At 44.2% G+C, this 16,698-nt stretch carries 14 protein-coding genes; 13 read left to right on the forward strand and 1 reads right to left on the reverse strand.

Annotated elements, in window-relative coordinates; translation table 11 throughout:
• Positions 1-21: 21 nt before the first annotated feature.
• From NSS82_RS08395 to NSS82_RS08435, 9 genes are all read left to right on the forward strand, one after another.
• Positions 22-948: an ABC transporter permease gene (locus tag NSS82_RS08395; protein ID WP_076104748.1), complete on the forward strand. Its 927-nt coding sequence runs from the start codon at positions 22-24 to the stop codon at positions 946-948.
• Between the two features lie 59 nt (positions 949-1,007).
• The gene (locus tag NSS82_RS08400) at positions 1,008-1,898 is read left to right on the forward strand and encodes a carbohydrate ABC transporter permease (RefSeq protein WP_036675805.1); all 891 of its coding nucleotides are present in this window, start codon (positions 1,008-1,010) and stop codon (positions 1,896-1,898) included.
• Between the two features lie 33 nt (positions 1,899-1,931).
• Positions 1,932-3,578: an extracellular solute-binding protein gene (locus NSS82_RS08405; protein ID WP_038569391.1), complete on the forward strand. Its 1,647-nt coding sequence runs from the start codon at positions 1,932-1,934 to the stop codon at positions 3,576-3,578.
• Positions 3,579-3,616: 38 nt separating this feature from the next.
• A complete protein-coding gene (locus NSS82_RS08410) occupies positions 3,617-5,350 on the forward strand; it encodes a family 10 glycosylhydrolase (RefSeq protein ID WP_076104747.1) in 1,734 nt (577 codons plus the stop codon).
• A 265-nt stretch (positions 5,351-5,615) separates the two neighbouring features.
• Positions 5,616-6,899, forward strand: coding sequence for a hypothetical protein (locus NSS82_RS08415; protein ID WP_076104746.1), 1,284 nt, complete (start codon positions 5,616-5,618; stop codon positions 6,897-6,899).
• Between the two features lie 166 nt (positions 6,900-7,065).
• Complete coding sequence (locus tag NSS82_RS08420; RefSeq protein WP_036675798.1) at positions 7,066-7,395, forward strand: PadR family transcriptional regulator; 330 nt, start codon at positions 7,066-7,068, stop codon at positions 7,393-7,395.
• Positions 7,396-7,409: 14 nt separating this feature from the next.
• Positions 7,410-8,276 carry a pentapeptide repeat-containing protein gene (locus NSS82_RS08425; RefSeq protein ID WP_038569394.1) on the forward strand — a complete coding sequence of 289 codons (867 nt, stop codon included), beginning with the start codon at positions 7,410-7,412 and terminating at the stop codon, positions 8,274-8,276.
• Between the two features lie 76 nt (positions 8,277-8,352).
• Entirely contained in the window at positions 8,353-9,111 is a 759-nt protein-coding gene (locus NSS82_RS08430) for an ABC transporter ATP-binding protein (protein WP_076104745.1), read from the forward strand.
• Entirely contained in the window at positions 9,112-9,882 is a 771-nt protein-coding gene (locus NSS82_RS08435; RefSeq protein WP_038569396.1) for an ABC transporter permease, read from the forward strand.
• Positions 9,883-9,948: 66 nt separating this feature from the next.
• Here the strand turns inward: NSS82_RS08435 and NSS82_RS08440 are convergent, their stop codons facing one another.
• Positions 9,949-11,880 carry an ATP-dependent DNA helicase gene (locus NSS82_RS08440; protein WP_256715475.1) on the reverse strand — a complete coding sequence of 644 codons (1,932 nt, stop codon included), beginning with the start codon at positions 11,878-11,880 and terminating at the stop codon, positions 9,949-9,951.
• A gap of 284 nt (positions 11,881-12,164) precedes the next feature.
• Between NSS82_RS08440 and NSS82_RS08445 the strand changes: the two genes are divergently transcribed.
• The 4 genes from NSS82_RS08445 (at position 12,165) to NSS82_RS08460 (ending at position 16,684) form a co-directional block, all read left to right on the forward strand.
• A complete protein-coding gene (locus NSS82_RS08445; protein ID WP_038569398.1) occupies positions 12,165-13,346 on the forward strand; it encodes a sensor histidine kinase in 1,182 nt (393 codons plus the stop codon).
• 182 nt (positions 13,347-13,528) lie between these two features.
• Positions 13,529-13,975 (forward strand): V4R domain-containing protein, encoded by a 447-nt coding sequence (locus NSS82_RS08450; protein ID WP_076104743.1) that lies wholly within the window; start codon positions 13,529-13,531, stop codon positions 13,973-13,975.
• A 148-nt stretch (positions 13,976-14,123) separates the two neighbouring features.
• Positions 14,124-15,383, forward strand: a complete 1,260-nt coding sequence (locus tag NSS82_RS08455; protein ID WP_076104742.1) for an MFS transporter — start codon at positions 14,124-14,126, stop codon at positions 15,381-15,383.
• Positions 15,380-16,684, forward strand: coding sequence for an alkaline phosphatase family protein (locus NSS82_RS08460; RefSeq protein WP_076104741.1), 1,305 nt, complete (start codon positions 15,380-15,382; stop codon positions 16,682-16,684). Before NSS82_RS08455 ends, NSS82_RS08460 begins: the two co-directional genes overlap by 4 nt.
• Positions 16,685-16,698 lie beyond the last annotated feature (14 nt).

Below are 16,698 nucleotides of genomic sequence, written 5' to 3' on the forward strand. Positions count from 1 at the left end.
CGTCCAGAGGAGGAAAAGCGGATGAACACGGCCGAGAAACCGCGTAGATGGAAGAAATTTATCAGTCAATTGGATTTGCAGTCCATGGTTTGGCCGGGAATTATCTTTGTATTCATTTTTAGCTACATTCCGATGTATGGCGTGGTTATGGCATTCCAGCAATACGATATTTTTGGCGGCATTATGAAGAGCCCCTGGGTTGGATTTATGCATTTCAGAATGTTCTTCGAGGCGCCGGAGTTCTGGAATGTGATGCGAAATACCCTTGTGATCAGCTTGCTTAAATTGATTATCTCTTTTCCTGCCCCGATTCTTCTTGCGCTGATGCTGAATGAAATCGGGAATATGGGCTTTAAACGCATTATCCAGACCGTCAGTTATTTACCTTATTTCCTGTCCTGGGTTATAGTATCCGGTTTTGTATTTTCGCTGTTATCCGTTGACAACGGGACGGTGAACTATGTGCTGGAGCGATTCAATCTGGTAGGGGAACCAGTTAACTTCCTGGCGTTACCCAAATACTTCTGGTCGATTCTAGTAAGCGTAAATGTGTGGAAAGAGGTCGGATTCGGGAGCATTGTCTACATGGCCGCGATTGCAGGCATTGATCCAACCCTATATGAGGCCGCTTCTATAGATGGAGCAAGCCGGTTTAAGCAAATTCACTTGATTACACTCCCCAGCATTACCCCCATTATCATCATCTTTATGATTCTTGCCATCGGCAGTCTGCTCAGTGCGGGCTTCGAGGACATTTTGCTGCTGGCAACCAATCCAATTCTGCGACCCTACTCCGATGTTATCGACACCTATGTGTACCGTGTTGGGATTTTAAATGCCAGATTCTCTTATGCGACAGCGGTAGGGCTATTCAAGGCGGTGATCAGTGTCATTCTGCTAGTGACGGCCAACAAAATCGCTCGCCGGGCAGATGTTAGTCTCTGGTAGTACTACTACTCATAGCGAATGCTTTCGATGCTCCATAAACCTTTTAGGAGGGGTGAACAATGAGACTAAGCCTAGGCGACAAAATCATGCAGCGGAGTATGTATATCCTTTTGACGCTGCTGGCGTTACTCATGCTATACCCGTTTTGGAATGCGCTGGTCATTTCCTTTAATCTAGGGAGCGATACGGCGCTCGGTGGTGTAACCTTGTTACCGAGAGCTTTTACTCTGGAAAATTATTATATTGTGTTTCAGGATCAACGCCTGCTGAATTCTTTTCTGATCACCATTCTTAGAACGTTATGCGGCACGGCATTGTCTGTCTTTTTCACGGCACTGTTAGCCTACGGAATGTCCAAGAAGACATTGCTATTTCGAAAACAATATATGGTGTTCTTCATGATTACGATGTTCTTCAGTGGAGGGCTCATCCCTAGTTATTTACTAGTTCGCTCTTTGGGTATGCTGGACACCTTTTGGGTGCTGATTATCCCCGGCATCATAAGTGTCTGGAACATGATTGTCATCCGCACCTTCTTCCACGCTCTGCCGGAGGGGTTGGAGGAATCGGCCAAAATCGACGGCAGCAGCAACTACGGCATTTTTTTTCGAATCGTCATTCCCGTCTCCGGTCCGGTGCTGGCCACGATTGCCTTATTCACCGCAGTAGGTTACTGGAATGACTGGTTTACGGGAGCGATCTATATTACAAAGGATCACTTGCTTCCTATACAGACCCTGCTGCGCCAGATTATGAACTCCAACATCATGACCCAAATAGGCTCATCGAATGCTATCGCGCTGGATCATATGAACCGAAATCGGACGATTACCACGAAGTCACTGACTATGGCTACGATGATGATCGCTACCATTCCAATTATCCTGACGTATCCTTTTCTCCAAAAGTACTTTGTTAAGGGCGTAATGATCGGTTCGATGAAAGAATAGCAGTCTCCATATTATGTAGAAAGAAGGGAAAAGATGCGCAATCGTATGAAATGGGTATCTCTTTTGCTGACTTCACTGGTGCTTCTTCTCGCTGCCTGTAGCGGAGGAGGAAATTCTAACACTTCACCAACCACAAGCGAGAAAAATCTGAATACTGAGGCCGCCACAGATGACGGCAGCGGGATCAAGCCCGTCACCTTCAGCTTCTATGGAAACTATGACTGGCTTACGACATCACCATGGGGGGATAATGAGGCGACAAAATGGATTCAGGAGAACCGTAAGGTTACTGTTGAACCCATACAATCCGGAGGAGCGGCCGGAGAAAAGCTCAACACGATGATCGTCGGCGGTGATTTACCGGATGTCATTTTTACTGACCGGGGATCGTCAGTGGAACGGCTGGTGCAGGCAGGACAACTCGTTGCGCTGGATGATTACTATGAGAAGTATCCGAACTTCAAGAAATATGTGAAGGAATCCACCCTGAATTTGCTCCGTTCAGAAGACGGGAAAATCTATCAAATTCCGAACTGGTATACATCCGGGCAATTCGGCAACGGCGGATGGATGGTGAATAAAGATATTTATAACGAACTCGGCAGACCGTTGCTGGAGACCTTTGATGATTTGTATCAATATTTGCTTAAGGTGCAAGAAAAGTATCCGGATGTAGTACCTCTGGAGGTTGGGGAGAAGGGGGCAGGTCTGGAAATTATGTATGGTGGTTTTAAGGAGAACTCCACCAGTAAGTTCATTTCACTCATGGGATATCCGGATGGCGACAAGCTGTCATCTATCTTGGACGATCCCGCTTACGAGGAGATGGTGCTGTATATTAATAAGCTGTATCGTGAACGGCTGATTACGCAGGATGCTCTGCAGCAAACCCAGGATGCGGTCAAAGAAAAGGTCAATACCAACCGGGTAGCAGTCATGGTCGAATCCAATATCACTACGTATGGAGCCGAGGGACACCGGGCACTGACAGCGAATAATCCGGACAGCGGTTATGAGATTATATGGCCGATTCATAAAGCCGGTCTAGACAAAACACAAGTGTTTGTAAGCGGCTTTGAGACGCTGGGTTGGAACGTTAATGTCATTACGAAAAAGGCCAAGGATCCAGAGGCCATCTTCGCTTATTTTGACTGGATTACGGGTCCGGAGGGACAGAAGGTGCTTTTCTTCGGTCCTAAAGGCTTGTACTGGGATGAAGAGGATGCGGACGGAGCGCCAATCCCGAACGAGAAATACAAGACGACTCCTGCTAACGAGCGCACGGAAACGATGCGGAAATTCGAGGACTTTAACTGGGCGGGAAATACAACCTTTATTGATACGGCGAAAATGAGCCTCGAGGCGCTGCTTTCCGCGAACCAGAAATCCTGGGAGACCGTGGCACAGTCCACGGTGACCTGGAAAACCGCGTTGGATATCACGGAGTTTGTAAATACCGATCCGATTCCGGATACGGAGATCGGCATCATCGCACAGAATATCGGGGATATTTATACCCTTGCTTACGCCCAGATGGTACAGGCGAAGTCGGATGAAGCGGTGCTGTCGGCGCTGGAGACAGCTAAAAAGAACACCGAAAAAGCGGGGCTGGCTAAGCTGCTTGAATTCAGAACCGAAAAATGGCAGGAAAATGTTAAGAAAATCAACGCGACGAAATAAGACTATTTATAAAATCTTATACTAGTGGAGGCGAGATTATGGCATTTGCGTTGAGATCGAGGTTCATAGCACTGTTAAGCATCGTGTTGGTTTCTTCGATAGCCGGTGGTTCCGTTCCTGTTATGGCCGAGGAGGAGAGTAACCCCCCTTTCGAAACGGAAGTTATTGTACGGACCGTAAACCAGTTTAAGAACATGGCGGATGTCCAGAATTTCATCGCGCTGTCTACAAGCTATGGCGTCGATGTTATTAGCATGAACGTGAAGCAGGATGAAGATGATGAGGTTCCGTCTGGAAGTGTATTTTATCAGAGTGATATCGCACCAATTGCCCAAGGCTACCAGAATTTCGACGCCCTGCAGGCTGTCATTACGGCAGCCCATGCTGCAGGAATCAAGGTTCATGCCTGGATTCCACAGTTCCATGATCAGCAGGCCTTCCTGGAGCACGATGAATGGCAGATGCAGGCGCTGGTTGACGGGGTTCAGACTCCGTTTACAGGTTCTAACGGCAACGAATACTTCGTCAATCCAATTCACCATGAAGTGCAGCAGTATGAGCGTTCCATCATTCAGGAAGTGATCGAGAATTATGATGTGGATGGCGTTGTGCTGGATTGGATCCGCTTCGATAATTACAACATGGACGTCAGTGATTACACGGTTACGAAGTATCAGGCGCAGTTCGGGTATTCACCGCTCAGTATTGACTTCGAGACGGATTCGCCTCAGAGAGAGCAGTGGAATGAATGGAGGACCGATCAAATTGGACAGTATGTGGGCGATATCCGTCAGGATATCACCCAGTCCTCGAAGCCGGATGTGCAGCTCGGTGTGTATATTTTGCCGCCAGAATTCATTGAAGTTGGGCAGAATGTAGCGAAATTCAAGGATGATATCGACTTTGTTGCACCAATGGCGTACTTTGATGACTGGGAGTTCAACAGTGATTGGGTATACAGCACTTCCTACGGAATCCTGAAGGATACGAGCGACCGGATTAGCGGCAGTGACGTGGAAATTGTTGCGACGCTGGATAATGACTGGACAGATGATCAATATCAGGAGATTTACAAGGGAATCCGCGAGAATTATCCAGGTGTGAAGCGTCTGTCGTTCTTTGCTTACGGGGCCTGGCCAGAAGATGAGCTGGCCAATATCAAAGAACGTGAAACCTGGCCTACGCCAGGCTGGACGCCTCCGGTAGAACAAGACTATCCGGCTCAATTACCAACAGGATGGAAGGCGCGGAATATCGGTTCCATGCCAGGGAACGTTACCTACAATTCTTCCAATAAGCAATTTACACTCAGCAGCAGCTCTACGGATATTTGGGGAAATGGAGATCAACTAAATTATATATACCAATCCGTGCGAGGCAATGCGGAGATTATTGTTAAAGTGCAGTCCACTAGCCGATTGGACGGCTGGGCCAAGGCCGGCATTATGATTCGGGAGTCGCTGGGTCATAATTCGAAGCATGCAGATATGATGCTTACCCCCGAAAATGGGGCAGCCTTCCAGTATCGTGCAGAGACTGCCGGCAATATGGTTGATCAGACTGCGGCTGCCTCGGCTCCAAGATGGCTAAAGCTGACCCGAAGTGGAAATACCTTCAAAGGGGCTATTTCGACGAACGGGAATAACTGGAAAACGGTCGGAACTGTTCAGATTCCGATGAACCGCAAGGTGTATATTGGCATAGCACTTAGCAATCCCGGGGATGACTCGAGGAATAAGGCTGTGTTTGGAAATGTGAAGATTACGGATTAAGCTTAATACAAGGGCACCGGTTCTTCTTTATCCGGGGGAGTTTTCGTTTATCAGGTTAACCAGAAATATCTGGTTAACCTTTTTTATTTCGGTATAAGGTGATGGTGGGGGATAAATCCAATTGAAATCTGAAATGAATATAAAGCTGCTAAATCTGGTGGTATATTTAATGCAGCTAATTTTATAATATAGCTAATTCTATAATGCAGTTTAGCTTATTAATAATAGTCTTTGAGAATAACTTATACAGAATAGGAGAGATACGATGAGCGAGCGTATACCCTGCCAAACCTCAGACTGCAAGGGAAGCATACTTCCTGCAACTGCTTTAAAGACAGGTGGAATCTGCATGCCCTGTCATCAAAGGAAGCTTACGCTGGAGCAAAAGGCTTATATTGAACAAAATCGAAAAGACATTGATTTGTACGCAGGTGTGAATGATCCGGTTGAAATTCTTAAAATCATGCACAAACCGCGGAGGTTGAGCCCGCTTGAACACGTAATTCCCTATCACAAAACCGCGCAAGAGTTATATCGTCAACTGACTGAAAGCGAAAGGGAGCGATTGGAAACCTACGCCATTAAATTGATGGAAGAAGATGATTTTGACCAGGCTGAGACTATTTTACTGTCGCTTATATGTTTTTCAAGTGCTTCCATTGAACGGGGGCTGGAGGCTTTTTTTCTTAACGGGAAGTATTATCCCGGTATTCTCTATAAAGAAGCGGGTCAGGAGATCCGTGATAAGATCATTCATCAGTTAGAGCATGACTCGGAAAACCGTAATCATTTGCTGCTTGCAATGGCCTGGATTGGTGATGAAGAGGTTGTTCGGCAGTTCGAGACATGGCGGCAGAATCCGCCTCGATGGACATCGGAGTTAAATGTGCCTCCGGAAACCTATGCTCACGAAGCAGGATGGGAATTAGATCCCGATGGTGGGAAAAGGCTGCTTTTTTACCCCGAGAGTTATCATTTTGAAGTAAACAGGGACGGAAAAAATGGGATGGATCGGGATCATACGGCGGTAGCGGCGCTACAGGCGGGTGAGCATTCCTGCCCTTGGTGTGGCGGTAAGTTGACAGTGCTGTTTGATTACGATTTGCAGAATCCACTGGTTCAATTTATGAAGCTTTCCGGCCAGCGGTTAAGGATTGCAGCTTGCATGCATTGTAATTGTTATGGCACCGTGTTTATGAAAGCGGAGCTGGATGGCCAATATTCGTGGAGTGAATATAATACCGTTCCTGATTTTTTGCCTGCAAATGAAGACAGGGAAGAAATAGCATGGCATGCCATGCAGCTATCGGAACGGCAGATGGGAACCTATGAAAATTCATATTGGATGCTTGAGGCGCCTGCGTCGCAGATTGGAGGACATCCGGCTTGGATTCAGGATGCGGAATATCCTGTGTGCCCTTGCTGTTCGACGACGATGAAGTTTATTGCCCAAATGGACATGGAACAGGCCGAGGACAGCGAGGGGATTTATTATGCATTTTTGTGTGAGGGTTGCCTGCAGGTAGCTGTGAATTACCAGCAGACGTAAATCAACTTATTTCTGGTTAGCGTAGATTGGAACTTCAGACTTAAAAGAGAAAAATGCTGCCTTAGACAACTAAGGACGGCATTTTTTTATTTTGTATAAACATGATGATCAAAGTACCTTGACTGTCACAGTAGTATGATATACAATGCGATTATGAGGTGATGAAATGAGTGAGAACAAAATCACATCCGATCTGCTGCGAGGACATACCGATACGATGGTATTACGGCTCTTGTCCGAAGCCGATCGTTATGGATATGAAATCGTCAAATTAATTGCTGAGCGTTCCGGAGGCGAATATGAATTAAAAGAAGCTACGATGTACTCCAGCGTCCGGCGGCTTGAGGCAGACGGTGACATTGAATGGTATTGGGGGGATGAGTCTCAGGGGGGACGACGGAAGTATTTTCGGATTACCGAGAAGGGGAAAGCTGTTTACGCCAATAACAAGACTAATTGGGAGTACGCAAAGCGTGTGCTTGAAAACTTATTATAAGGAGACTTGATAATATGAATGAGAAATTAAACATGTATTTAAATGGCGTATTCGCACCCTATGACGGGATAAAAAGCGTTGCTGAATTAAAGAGTGACCTCCTTTCCGATTTGCAGGAGCGGTTCAGTGAACTCAAGGCTGAAGGCAAGGATGATGAAACGGCGTTTAAGATGACGATAGACAGCATTGGCGACATTGAACAGACGGTGCAGGAGGTTGCCAATCTCTCCCGTTCACTTGAGCGGCAGGTGGTGACGAGCTTTAGGGCGAGCAACTTATCGAAGAGCGATTTTGCAGGCGTTACCGCCCATAAAGGGGATTTTAAAGTGAGCGCGTTGCGGGGTTCCGATTTTACAGGCGCTGACTTGACTGGCAGTTCTTTCGCGGGCAGTGACGTAGGCGAGGCCAAGTTCGACAGCGCTAATCTGACCGACTGCAATCTGTCCGGCATTGAACTGGCAAATGCGAGCTTTCACAAATCTATTCTTGTTCGCACCAACTTTAGCTCATCAGGACTTACAGGGGCGAAATTTATCAGTGCAAGACTGACCGACGTCAAGCTGTGTACGACTGATCTTACGAAAACAATCTTTGAGAGCTGTATCTTTGACGGTGTGGAATTTAAAACCTCAGATCTGCGGGGATTATGTTTTGACGGCCAGACCTTTATCGGGGTCAAGTTTGAAAAGTCGGCGCTGAACGATATTTCGTTTAGAGGTGCGACGTTAAAAAATGTGTCATTCCTCTCCGGGTTTTCGTTATCCAAGAAGTTTTATCGTGCAATTAAAACGATCAACTTTGACGGTGCAATGATGGATAAGTTGACCTTCGCTGCGCTCAAAGGCATGGAAGCTGATTTGACAAAGGTTACAGTCCTATAAGCCTGAGCTTCCGAAGTGAGTTTTGCGGGGAAAATTCCATGAAGATATGCTAACAAAACCTTAGGGAGGGAATGCAATGAACAAGTCCATTAAAGTGGTTGGGTTGGAAAAGTCCTACAGACAGCTTCAAGTTTTAAAGGGGGTGGATTTTGAAGTGGAGCAGGGCAGCGTTTTTGCCCTGCTTGGCTCCAATGGCGCAGGCAAGACCACCATTGTCAAAATCCTCACCACTTTGCTAAATCAAGATGGCGGGACTGCTGCAGTGAACGGATTCGATGTCGCCACAAAGCCTGATTATGTACGCCAGTCCATCAGCCTGACGGGTCAATTTGCCGCCGTGGATGAGATTCTGACCGGCCGGGAAAATCTGATCATGATTGCGAGGCTCCGCCATGAGAAGCATCCGCGTCAAGTTGCGGACGATCTGCTGGAACTCTTCACTTTGACCGATGCCGCGGATCGCAAGGTATCCACTTATTCAGGCGGGATGCGCCGGAGATTAGATCTCGCGATGAGCCTTGTTGGAAAACCGCAGATTATTTTCCTCGACGAACCAACCACTGGACTTGATCCTGAGGCAAGGATTGATGTATGGAAGATGGTTAAGGAGCTTGCCGACGGCGGTACGACTGTCTTTTTGACGACGCAGTATTTGGAAGAAGCAGAGCAGCTTGCTGATCAAATTGCCATTCTACATGAAGGTAAAATTATTGCGAGCGGTACACTCGAAGAACTAAAAAAGCGTTTCCCGCCCGCAAAAGTTGAGTACATTGAAAAGCAGCCGACGCTGGAGGAAATATTCCTCGCAATCATCGGCAAAAAGGAGGGGAAGTAAATGGAAATGATTAAGAAGCACTTTTTCAGTGACATGAGTGTAATGCTTGGACGCTCTATGCGCCATATTCTCCGCAGTATGGATACCATCATCACGGTAACTATCATGCCAATTGCATTTATGCTGTTGTTTGTTTACGTGTTCGGTGGGGCCATCCAGGCGGGTACGGATAACTATGTGAATTATTTGTTGCCCGGGATCATACTGATCGCTATTGCAAGTGGTGTAACTTATACGGCTTACCGCCTGTTTAACGATGTGCAAAAAGGGATTTTTCAGAGATTCCATTCTATGCCGATTGCACGTTCTACCATGCTGTGGGGACATGTGCTGACCTCCCTGATATCCAATGCGATTTCAGTTAGCGTCATCATTCTTGTTGCATTGATTATGGGGTTTCGTTCATCGGCAGGAGTGCTCTCATGGCTGGCGGTTGCTGGCATCCTCATATTGTTTACGCTGGCTCTAACTTGGGTCGCGGCAATTGCTGGACTATCCGCAAAATCGGTGGACGGCGCGACTGCTTTTTCCTATCCGATTATTTTCCTTCCTTTCATCAGCTCGGCCTTTGTGCCTACCGAATCGATGCCGCCAGTCGTTCGCGCCTTTGCTGAAAACCAGCCCGTTACATCTATAGTAGAGGCGGTTCGCTCCCTCCTGATGGGGCAGCCTGTCGGCAATGATATTTGGGGAGCCATCATATGGTGCATAGCCATTCTAGTAGTTGCGTATTTATTAGCGATGCGGGTATACAAACATAAAGTTGTTTAATTGCCAGATAACGTTACAGGATTTAGAAGCGACTTGTCTGCGGATGGGTTGCTTTTTTTCATTTCTCTACGTATCACTAAGCTGTATCCCTTTTTCTTTCACAAACTTCTCCAGAACCTTGAAATCCTCAGTAACCTTTTTAAAAGGTAAGGCTTCCAGTACCTGATCCCGGTAATCCTTTTTGGCGGCAATGGATAGGCGGGAATCGAGTATGCTGAGTACACCAAGGTCAGTTTCACTGCGGATCAGGCGCCCGGTTCCTTGTCTTAACCGAAGCAGCATGTCCGGTACAAAAACCTCCTTCAAGGGATTCTTTGCCATCGAAGTCTTATATTCATAGACAGGATCGGCAGGAACAGGGAAAGGCAGACGGAAAATGATTAACTGTGACAAATCGGAACCTTCGATATTCACACCTTCCCAGAATACACCGGTACTAAGTAGAACGCCTTTACTGCCCCGAAAGTCAGCGATCACCCCGTCCTGGGACGAGCCTTCCCTTTGAACATGTAATGCCCATGCAAGCTTCTCAGAGTTTAACTTCTTATGAATATACTTCATATCCTCTTTAGCTGAAAAAAGAACTAATGTCCGCCCGTCTGTTAAATTACAGAGCCTCATCATTTCCTTGTATGCCGCTTCAAGATAATCTTCCCGCCGCTGATGGTTATAGTAGGGGATGTCCTTGGCAATATACAGCATGGTGTGGTTGTCATAATCAAACGGTGAAGCTTGGCGCTCCATATAATCTCCCCTGTAACCGAGGGACTCAGTGAGATAAGCGTATTGTTCCTCCAGCGTTTCTCCGCTTTGACACATGGTTGCTGACGTTAAAATAACTGAGGTTTTCCCGTTAAATAAGGTATATTTCAGAAACTGGCTTATCCCTTTAGGGCAGATACTAAGGGTACTCTCCCGCTGGGTATTACTTGCCCAGATCAGATAGTTATCCTCTACTCCGGCGAGTACATCAAAGAGGTCGATAAGTCCGTTCATGGATTCAAAAATATTGTCAATCTCCCGTTCATGCCGTGAAGTTAAGACGGAAAGGCTGAGATTAAAATCTTTTAAAACCTGTGCCGCTCGTCTTAAGGGGATTCCTGTGATCTGCGATATTTTTATACGGTCATTGTCCTGCTTGGCTGTTTGCAGTAAGTCTGCCTCTACTTGTTTAAAAATATGGCCAACGCATCTTTTTATAAATTTAAATTGCGGCATAAGCTCCGTATCGGCAGATTGCTTGAAGAGAATCTGTAAGGCGTCATCCAGAATACGGCAGGTTCCCCGGTAAGTAAATTCGAGCGTTCTTGCATCTCTAACCTTCGCTTCCAGATTATGAGCTTCATCAATTACGATCAGAGCCGGCCGTTCGGTGATTAACCCCTTCGTTCCTTCCTTTTTCTTGATTAAATCACGGATGAGCAGATCCTGGTTTACGATAATAAAATCCATGTCACTCGCGTTGGCATTAATTTTAGCTCTCATCTCATAAAACGTACATGTACTTTTATAATGGCAACGTTCAAATTTGCAATCATTCACACAAACGTTAGACCATACAGCATCACTAACCCCGCCCTTAATATCTGCCCGCTCATCAATTTCATAATTCACAATCTGTTGAGCAAGCGCAGACAGAGGAGTGTTTGAATCATCCGCTTGGAACAGATCTGCTGCCCTATACCGGCAAGCATACTGCCCCATGCCTTTTCCAACTACCGAACGTACCCTTGTAAATCCGAGACGACTTCCGATGAATCTCAGATCTTTATGTATTTGTTCTGAAAGTTGTATGGAGGATGTCGCAATAATAACCGGTTGCCTTGAGATTTGGTTAATAAGCAGGCTGGGAATGAGGTAGGCAAAGGACTTGCCGATACCGACTCCAGCTTCAATCATCGCGTTATGGCCATTAATATAGGCATCAGCGATATCTAGAGACATATCCTGCTGGCCGATCCGCTCTTTAAGTCCAATCCTGGGGAATTTATCATACATTCGAAAGATAGCATTGACTAAAGAGGGCTCGATGTCCTTCTTTAGCTCCTGCTTCTGTAATTTATAGAGATCACTTAACCAGCTAATGACGACCGCCCCTTTTCAAAATCAATGATCTTCCTAATTATAGTTTTTTTGGTGAGGTTGTAATTATCTTCGATGCTACTCTAACAGTCAAGTGTCAGAATATAATATAGTGATTAAAACAAAGTGAATTACTGTGTTTTTGAAGCAGGAAAATATACACATATCTTGAATACAAACTACAAAGAAGGAGGATGAAAATGTCATACAAAGAAAATGAATTGCGTTCGTCATTAACCTTAGCAGTTCCAATCATTTTAAACAGGCATTATCATTCTATGACTATGAAAAACATCGAATTCTCCTGGTTTGTAGAGGCGCATAAGGAATTGTTAGATTCATCATTCAGTACGATATTAATGAGTATGGTAGAAGCCTTGTTTTTTGATTCTTTTGGTTACGATCAATACTTAAACCTGCTAGAAAAAGAGGGGGCTGAGCAAGGGGTTTATACTGCAGAAATATTCGGTGATCATTTTGATATTTTACTTGATATGAGCAAGGATTTAAATTTAACCGCTCAGAATATTATGTTTAAGATCATTGAAGAGTTTGTAGATGATTCCGCGATCCGATTGTTTTTTTATAATCGTTTAATGGAATGCAACTGGACCCGTTTTACTGGCTTTGCACAAGGTTATTTGTCTAATAAAAATCAACAGATTGACAATTTACATGAACAAAAAATTGCTGTTATGGGACAAATGGCAGCAGGAATGGCGCATGAAATAAGAAATCCGCTAGCTTCGATTAAAGGTTTTGCTCAGCTTGTAAATATCAGGCTAAATGAGCCGGAGATCAAAGCGGATGAATTGCGTGCATATCTGGATATAACCATCAAAGAGATTGATGCTCTGAATGGATTAGTAACGGACTTTCTAATACTGGCTCGAAAAGGTGACAGTACAAAAAATAACGGCGTAGTATTTAACGTTATGGAGGTTATACATAGAGTTAATAACATTGTGAATCAACTCATACTTAGTGATGATATTATACTTTCAGTAGAGTGCTCTTTAGAAAAAGTACTGACGTTTGGGAGCGCCTCTCAGCTAGAGCAGGTAATTCTTAATATTTTGAAAAATAGTATCGATTCCTTCACAGCTTTTAGAGGCAGAATAGATATTTCTGTTACCACAGCTGCTGAGACAAACGAAATTATTCTACTCTTTAAAGACAATGGAGAAGGAATTCCACAGGATAAATTAAAACGGATATTTGACCCTTTCTTTACTACCAAGCAAAAAGGGACAGGGATTGGATTATCGATTTGTAAACAATTAATTGAAATGTATGGGGGGCATATTAAGGTAGATTCAGAGGTTCAGGTTGGAACTAGCGTGAAGGTTATTTTGCCTTGGGTTTATGATTATCATATTTGAGATGCTGCTGCATCTAATGAATGAAGGAGCGACTTGCCAACAGGGAAGTTGCTTTTTTTGTTATAGTTCTACAAAAAAATAGGATGTGCGTAAGATCACAAAGCAATTATTGGATACGTTTATACTCAATATATCAATTAAATTTGAAATATAAATTACATAAGCAATTGGAGGCTACTGGCATGGATCAATTTACTTTTACAGATATGAAAAAAATAAAGAGAAAAAATTTAGGTAATGTCGTACCTTTAGAGCTTTTCAGAACGATCAGACTGATTGGTTTATATCAAGCGTTACCCATGAATGGTAAGGGTACAACGTTGACTATAGGAAGAAAAATTGGGGAAGAATTTGGTGTTACCTCGGTTAATGAACTATTCGAGTTATTCGAAGAATTGAAGATAGGGATTCCTATAATAACCCATGAAGATGACAAGGGGATGACGATTGCAGTACACGATTGTTTCTGCGAAGGGTTACCTATTATGGAAGGGAAAATGGTTTGTGACCTGGAGGGGGCCATTATCGAAGGAGCACTTACTAAAATTCGTGGAAAGCGGGTTTCCGTCCGGGAAATAAAATGTAATGTTAATGGGGATGAATATTGCGAATATATCGTCAAATATTAAATCATATATAAAAGCGAGTAAGCGACCTTTCGATTTTTAAAAGGTCGTTTTTTTATGAAGAAGTTGTGATGGAATTAACATTCATTTAACATGGTTCTTATGCTGAAATGATATAACAGTTACAAATAGGTGAAAAGGTGGCTGTTAGATGAAACTTAGCAAAGAGGAAAAATCATGGATTTTATATGACTGTGGTAATTCAGCCTATTCGATGGCGGTTACAACTGCATTATTGCCTATTGTATTTGGCATGTTTTCAAATGTTAACAGCAGCATGGATTTAGGGTACTTTAACTCCATTGCTAGTATTCTTGTGGCTATCCTTAGTCCGATTTTAGGCACGATCGCAGATTACAAGGATAAGAAAAAGCGCTTTTTCTTATTTTTCTCTTTGATCGGTGTGCTGGCTACGGCTTCGTTGGCATTCGTTGCACCTGCGAGCGGGCAGTGGCAGTTATTGATTGTGTTTTACATCCTGTCTGTCATAGGTTTTGCTGGAGCCAATATTTTTTATGACTCTTTTCTTGTGGATATAACCACTGATGAAAGGATGGATAAGGTATCCACAAAAGGTTTTGCTTATGGATATATCGCCAGCGTCATTCCATTTGGCATCAGCCTACTATTGATTCTGTTTATGGGGATGGAGAAGTCGATCGGTTATCAGATTGGGTTTATCATTACTGCCCTTTGGTGGGGGCTGTTGACCATACCCATGATCAGAGATGTGAAGCAGAGATATTATATTGAGCCTGAACCAAGACCTGTAATCAACAGTTTTAAAAGACTGGGAGACACCTTTAGGAATGTTAGACAGCATAAAGTTGTATTTGTTTTCTTAATTGCGTACTTTCTTTATATTGATGGGGTAGATACGATTATTAAAATGGTAGTGCCCTATGCCACATCGGTTCTGGGTGCGGATGCTTTTGACACCTTTACCTTACTGGGGATATTATTAGTTATCCAGATCATCGCTTTTCCTTCTGCAATCCTGTATGGTAATCTCGCCAAAAAATACTCCGCCAGGACTTTGATAATCGTGGGAATTGTTACATATATCATTTCCTGCATCGCGGCTTTTTTTATCACTTCAGTGTGGCATATATTTATTTTAGGTGCGCTAATTGGTTCCGCTCAGGGAGGCATTCAGGCGCTCAGCAGGTCTTATTATGCGAAGATCATTCCAAAGGAGAATTCCAATGAATTCTTTGGTTTTTACAATATTTTTGGCAAGTTCGCGGCCATTGTTGGTCCTGCTGTAATGTCTTTAACAACAACCTTAACAGGTAATGCTAAATTTAGTATTTTAGCGATTATCCCACTTTTTATTATTGGATTATTCGTATTTATAACTTTACCTAAAGAGCAGCCTGAACATGACGAACCTAAGGGGCTTATTCTATGAAGTCAATTAAAGCACAAACGGCTATGGCCAAGCATTTGATCGTCATCTCTTACGATGCCTTTTCAGAAGACCACTGGGCATTGGCCAGCCGGCTTCCAAACTTAGCGGAATTAATTAAAAACGGAGCCCATAGCGATAAATTGAAAAGTGTGTATCCCACGCTCACATATGTAGTGCATACCACCATAGCAACCGGTGTATATCCGGATAAGCATGGCATCCATCACAACAATCCGTTTCAGCCTTTTATTAAGGAAGAGGAGCAGAATTGGTTCTGGTTTAGAAATGCGATCAAGGTGCCAACGATTTACGATGTTGCGCGCGAGCATAAGATGAGCACAGCCGGAATCCTATGGCCAGTATCGGGTAAATCCTCCATCCAATACAATATACCTGAAATCAGAGCCATCAAAAACGAAAATCAGGCACTGAAGATATTAAAAAGCGGAAGCCCCTTATACTGCGTGGATATGGAGCTGAAATATGGCCGGATCCGCAAAGGGATTGAGCAGCCCTATCTGGATGACTTCACGACCAAATGTGCTATAGACACGATTAAGCGCAAAAAACCTAATCTTCTAATGATGCATCTGATCGATCTGGATGATGCCAAACATGCTTATGGAACTGACAGTGACGAAGTGAAGCAGGTAATCACACGTATGGATAAAAGGTTAGGCGATATTATGCAGGCAGTGGATGAAGCGGGGATGAAGGATGATACGATTTTTTTAATTTTGGGGGACCATGGCCAGTTTAATGTTAGGTACAGAGTGCATTTGAACAACCTTTTGCAGGAAAAGGGCCTGATCTATGAAGAGAACGGCGAAATGAAGTGGAGAGCTTACTTTCAGTGTGGGGGTGGAGCGGCTTACTTGCATATCCGGCAGGGCGATGAAGAAGCTGAGCAAATAGCATTAGCTGTTATTGGAGATCATATGAGAGATGAATCCTCAGGTATAGAGAAATTGTATGCTAGAGATGAACTGGATTTTTTTCATGTGGGCCAAACCACAAAGTATATGCTTGAGGCTAAGAGAGGTTATTGTTTCGACGAAAGTATGGATGAACCAACGATTGTTGATTTGGACAAACAAGGCGTTAAATTTGCCACGCATGGCTATTCTCCTGATAAAGACGGCTATAGATGCAACTTGGTTGTCTCCGGGGAAAAGATTAGAAATGGGTATCCTATAGGGGACATCGAAATGGTAGATATAGCCCCCACGATGGCAAAGATTTTAGGGATTGATTTTAATCCAGGTGACGGAAGACCTTTAGAGGAAATTTTTATGGACTAAATTAAGCAATGTGA

Origin of the sequence: Paenibacillus sp. FSL H7-0735, from assembly GCF_038008505.1 — a bacterium.
Lineage (GTDB): Bacteria > Bacillota > Bacilli > Paenibacillales > Paenibacillaceae > Paenibacillus_AQ > Paenibacillus_AQ odorifer.

Excerpts from the sequence above, each read along its gene's own strand:
- NSS82_RS08425 (WP_038569394.1), top strand. The coding sequence starts at position 7,410 with ATGAATGAGAAATTAAACATGTATTTAAATGGCGTATTCGCACCCTAT.
- NSS82_RS08450 (WP_076104743.1), top strand. The coding sequence starts at position 13,529 with ATGGATCAATTTACTTTTACAGATATGAAAAAAATAAAGAGAAAAAAT.
- NSS82_RS08445 (WP_038569398.1), top strand. The coding sequence starts at position 12,165 with ATGTCATACAAAGAAAATGAATTGCGTTCGTCATTAACCTTAGCAGTT.
- NSS82_RS08400 (WP_036675805.1), top strand. The coding sequence starts at position 1,008 with ATGAGACTAAGCCTAGGCGACAAAATCATGCAGCGGAGTATGTATATC.
- NSS82_RS08460 (WP_076104741.1), top strand. The coding sequence starts at position 15,380 with ATGAAGTCAATTAAAGCACAAACGGCTATGGCCAAGCATTTGATCGTC.
- NSS82_RS08420 (WP_036675798.1), top strand. The coding sequence starts at position 7,066 with ATGAGTGAGAACAAAATCACATCCGATCTGCTGCGAGGACATACCGAT.
- NSS82_RS08455 (WP_076104742.1), top strand. The coding sequence starts at position 14,124 with ATGAAACTTAGCAAAGAGGAAAAATCATGGATTTTATATGACTGTGGT.
- NSS82_RS08440 (WP_256715475.1), bottom strand. The coding sequence starts at position 11,880 with ATGTATGATAAATTCCCCAGGATTGGACTTAAAGAGCGGATCGGCCAG.
- NSS82_RS08410 (WP_076104747.1), top strand. The coding sequence starts at position 3,617 with ATGGCATTTGCGTTGAGATCGAGGTTCATAGCACTGTTAAGCATCGTG.
- NSS82_RS08430 (WP_076104745.1), top strand. The coding sequence starts at position 8,353 with ATGAACAAGTCCATTAAAGTGGTTGGGTTGGAAAAGTCCTACAGACAG.
- NSS82_RS08395 (WP_076104748.1), top strand. The coding sequence starts at position 22 with ATGAACACGGCCGAGAAACCGCGTAGATGGAAGAAATTTATCAGTCAA.
- NSS82_RS08415 (WP_076104746.1), top strand. The coding sequence starts at position 5,616 with ATGAGCGAGCGTATACCCTGCCAAACCTCAGACTGCAAGGGAAGCATA.
- NSS82_RS08405 (WP_038569391.1), top strand. The coding sequence starts at position 1,932 with ATGCGCAATCGTATGAAATGGGTATCTCTTTTGCTGACTTCACTGGTG.
- NSS82_RS08435 (WP_038569396.1), top strand. The coding sequence starts at position 9,112 with ATGGAAATGATTAAGAAGCACTTTTTCAGTGACATGAGTGTAATGCTT.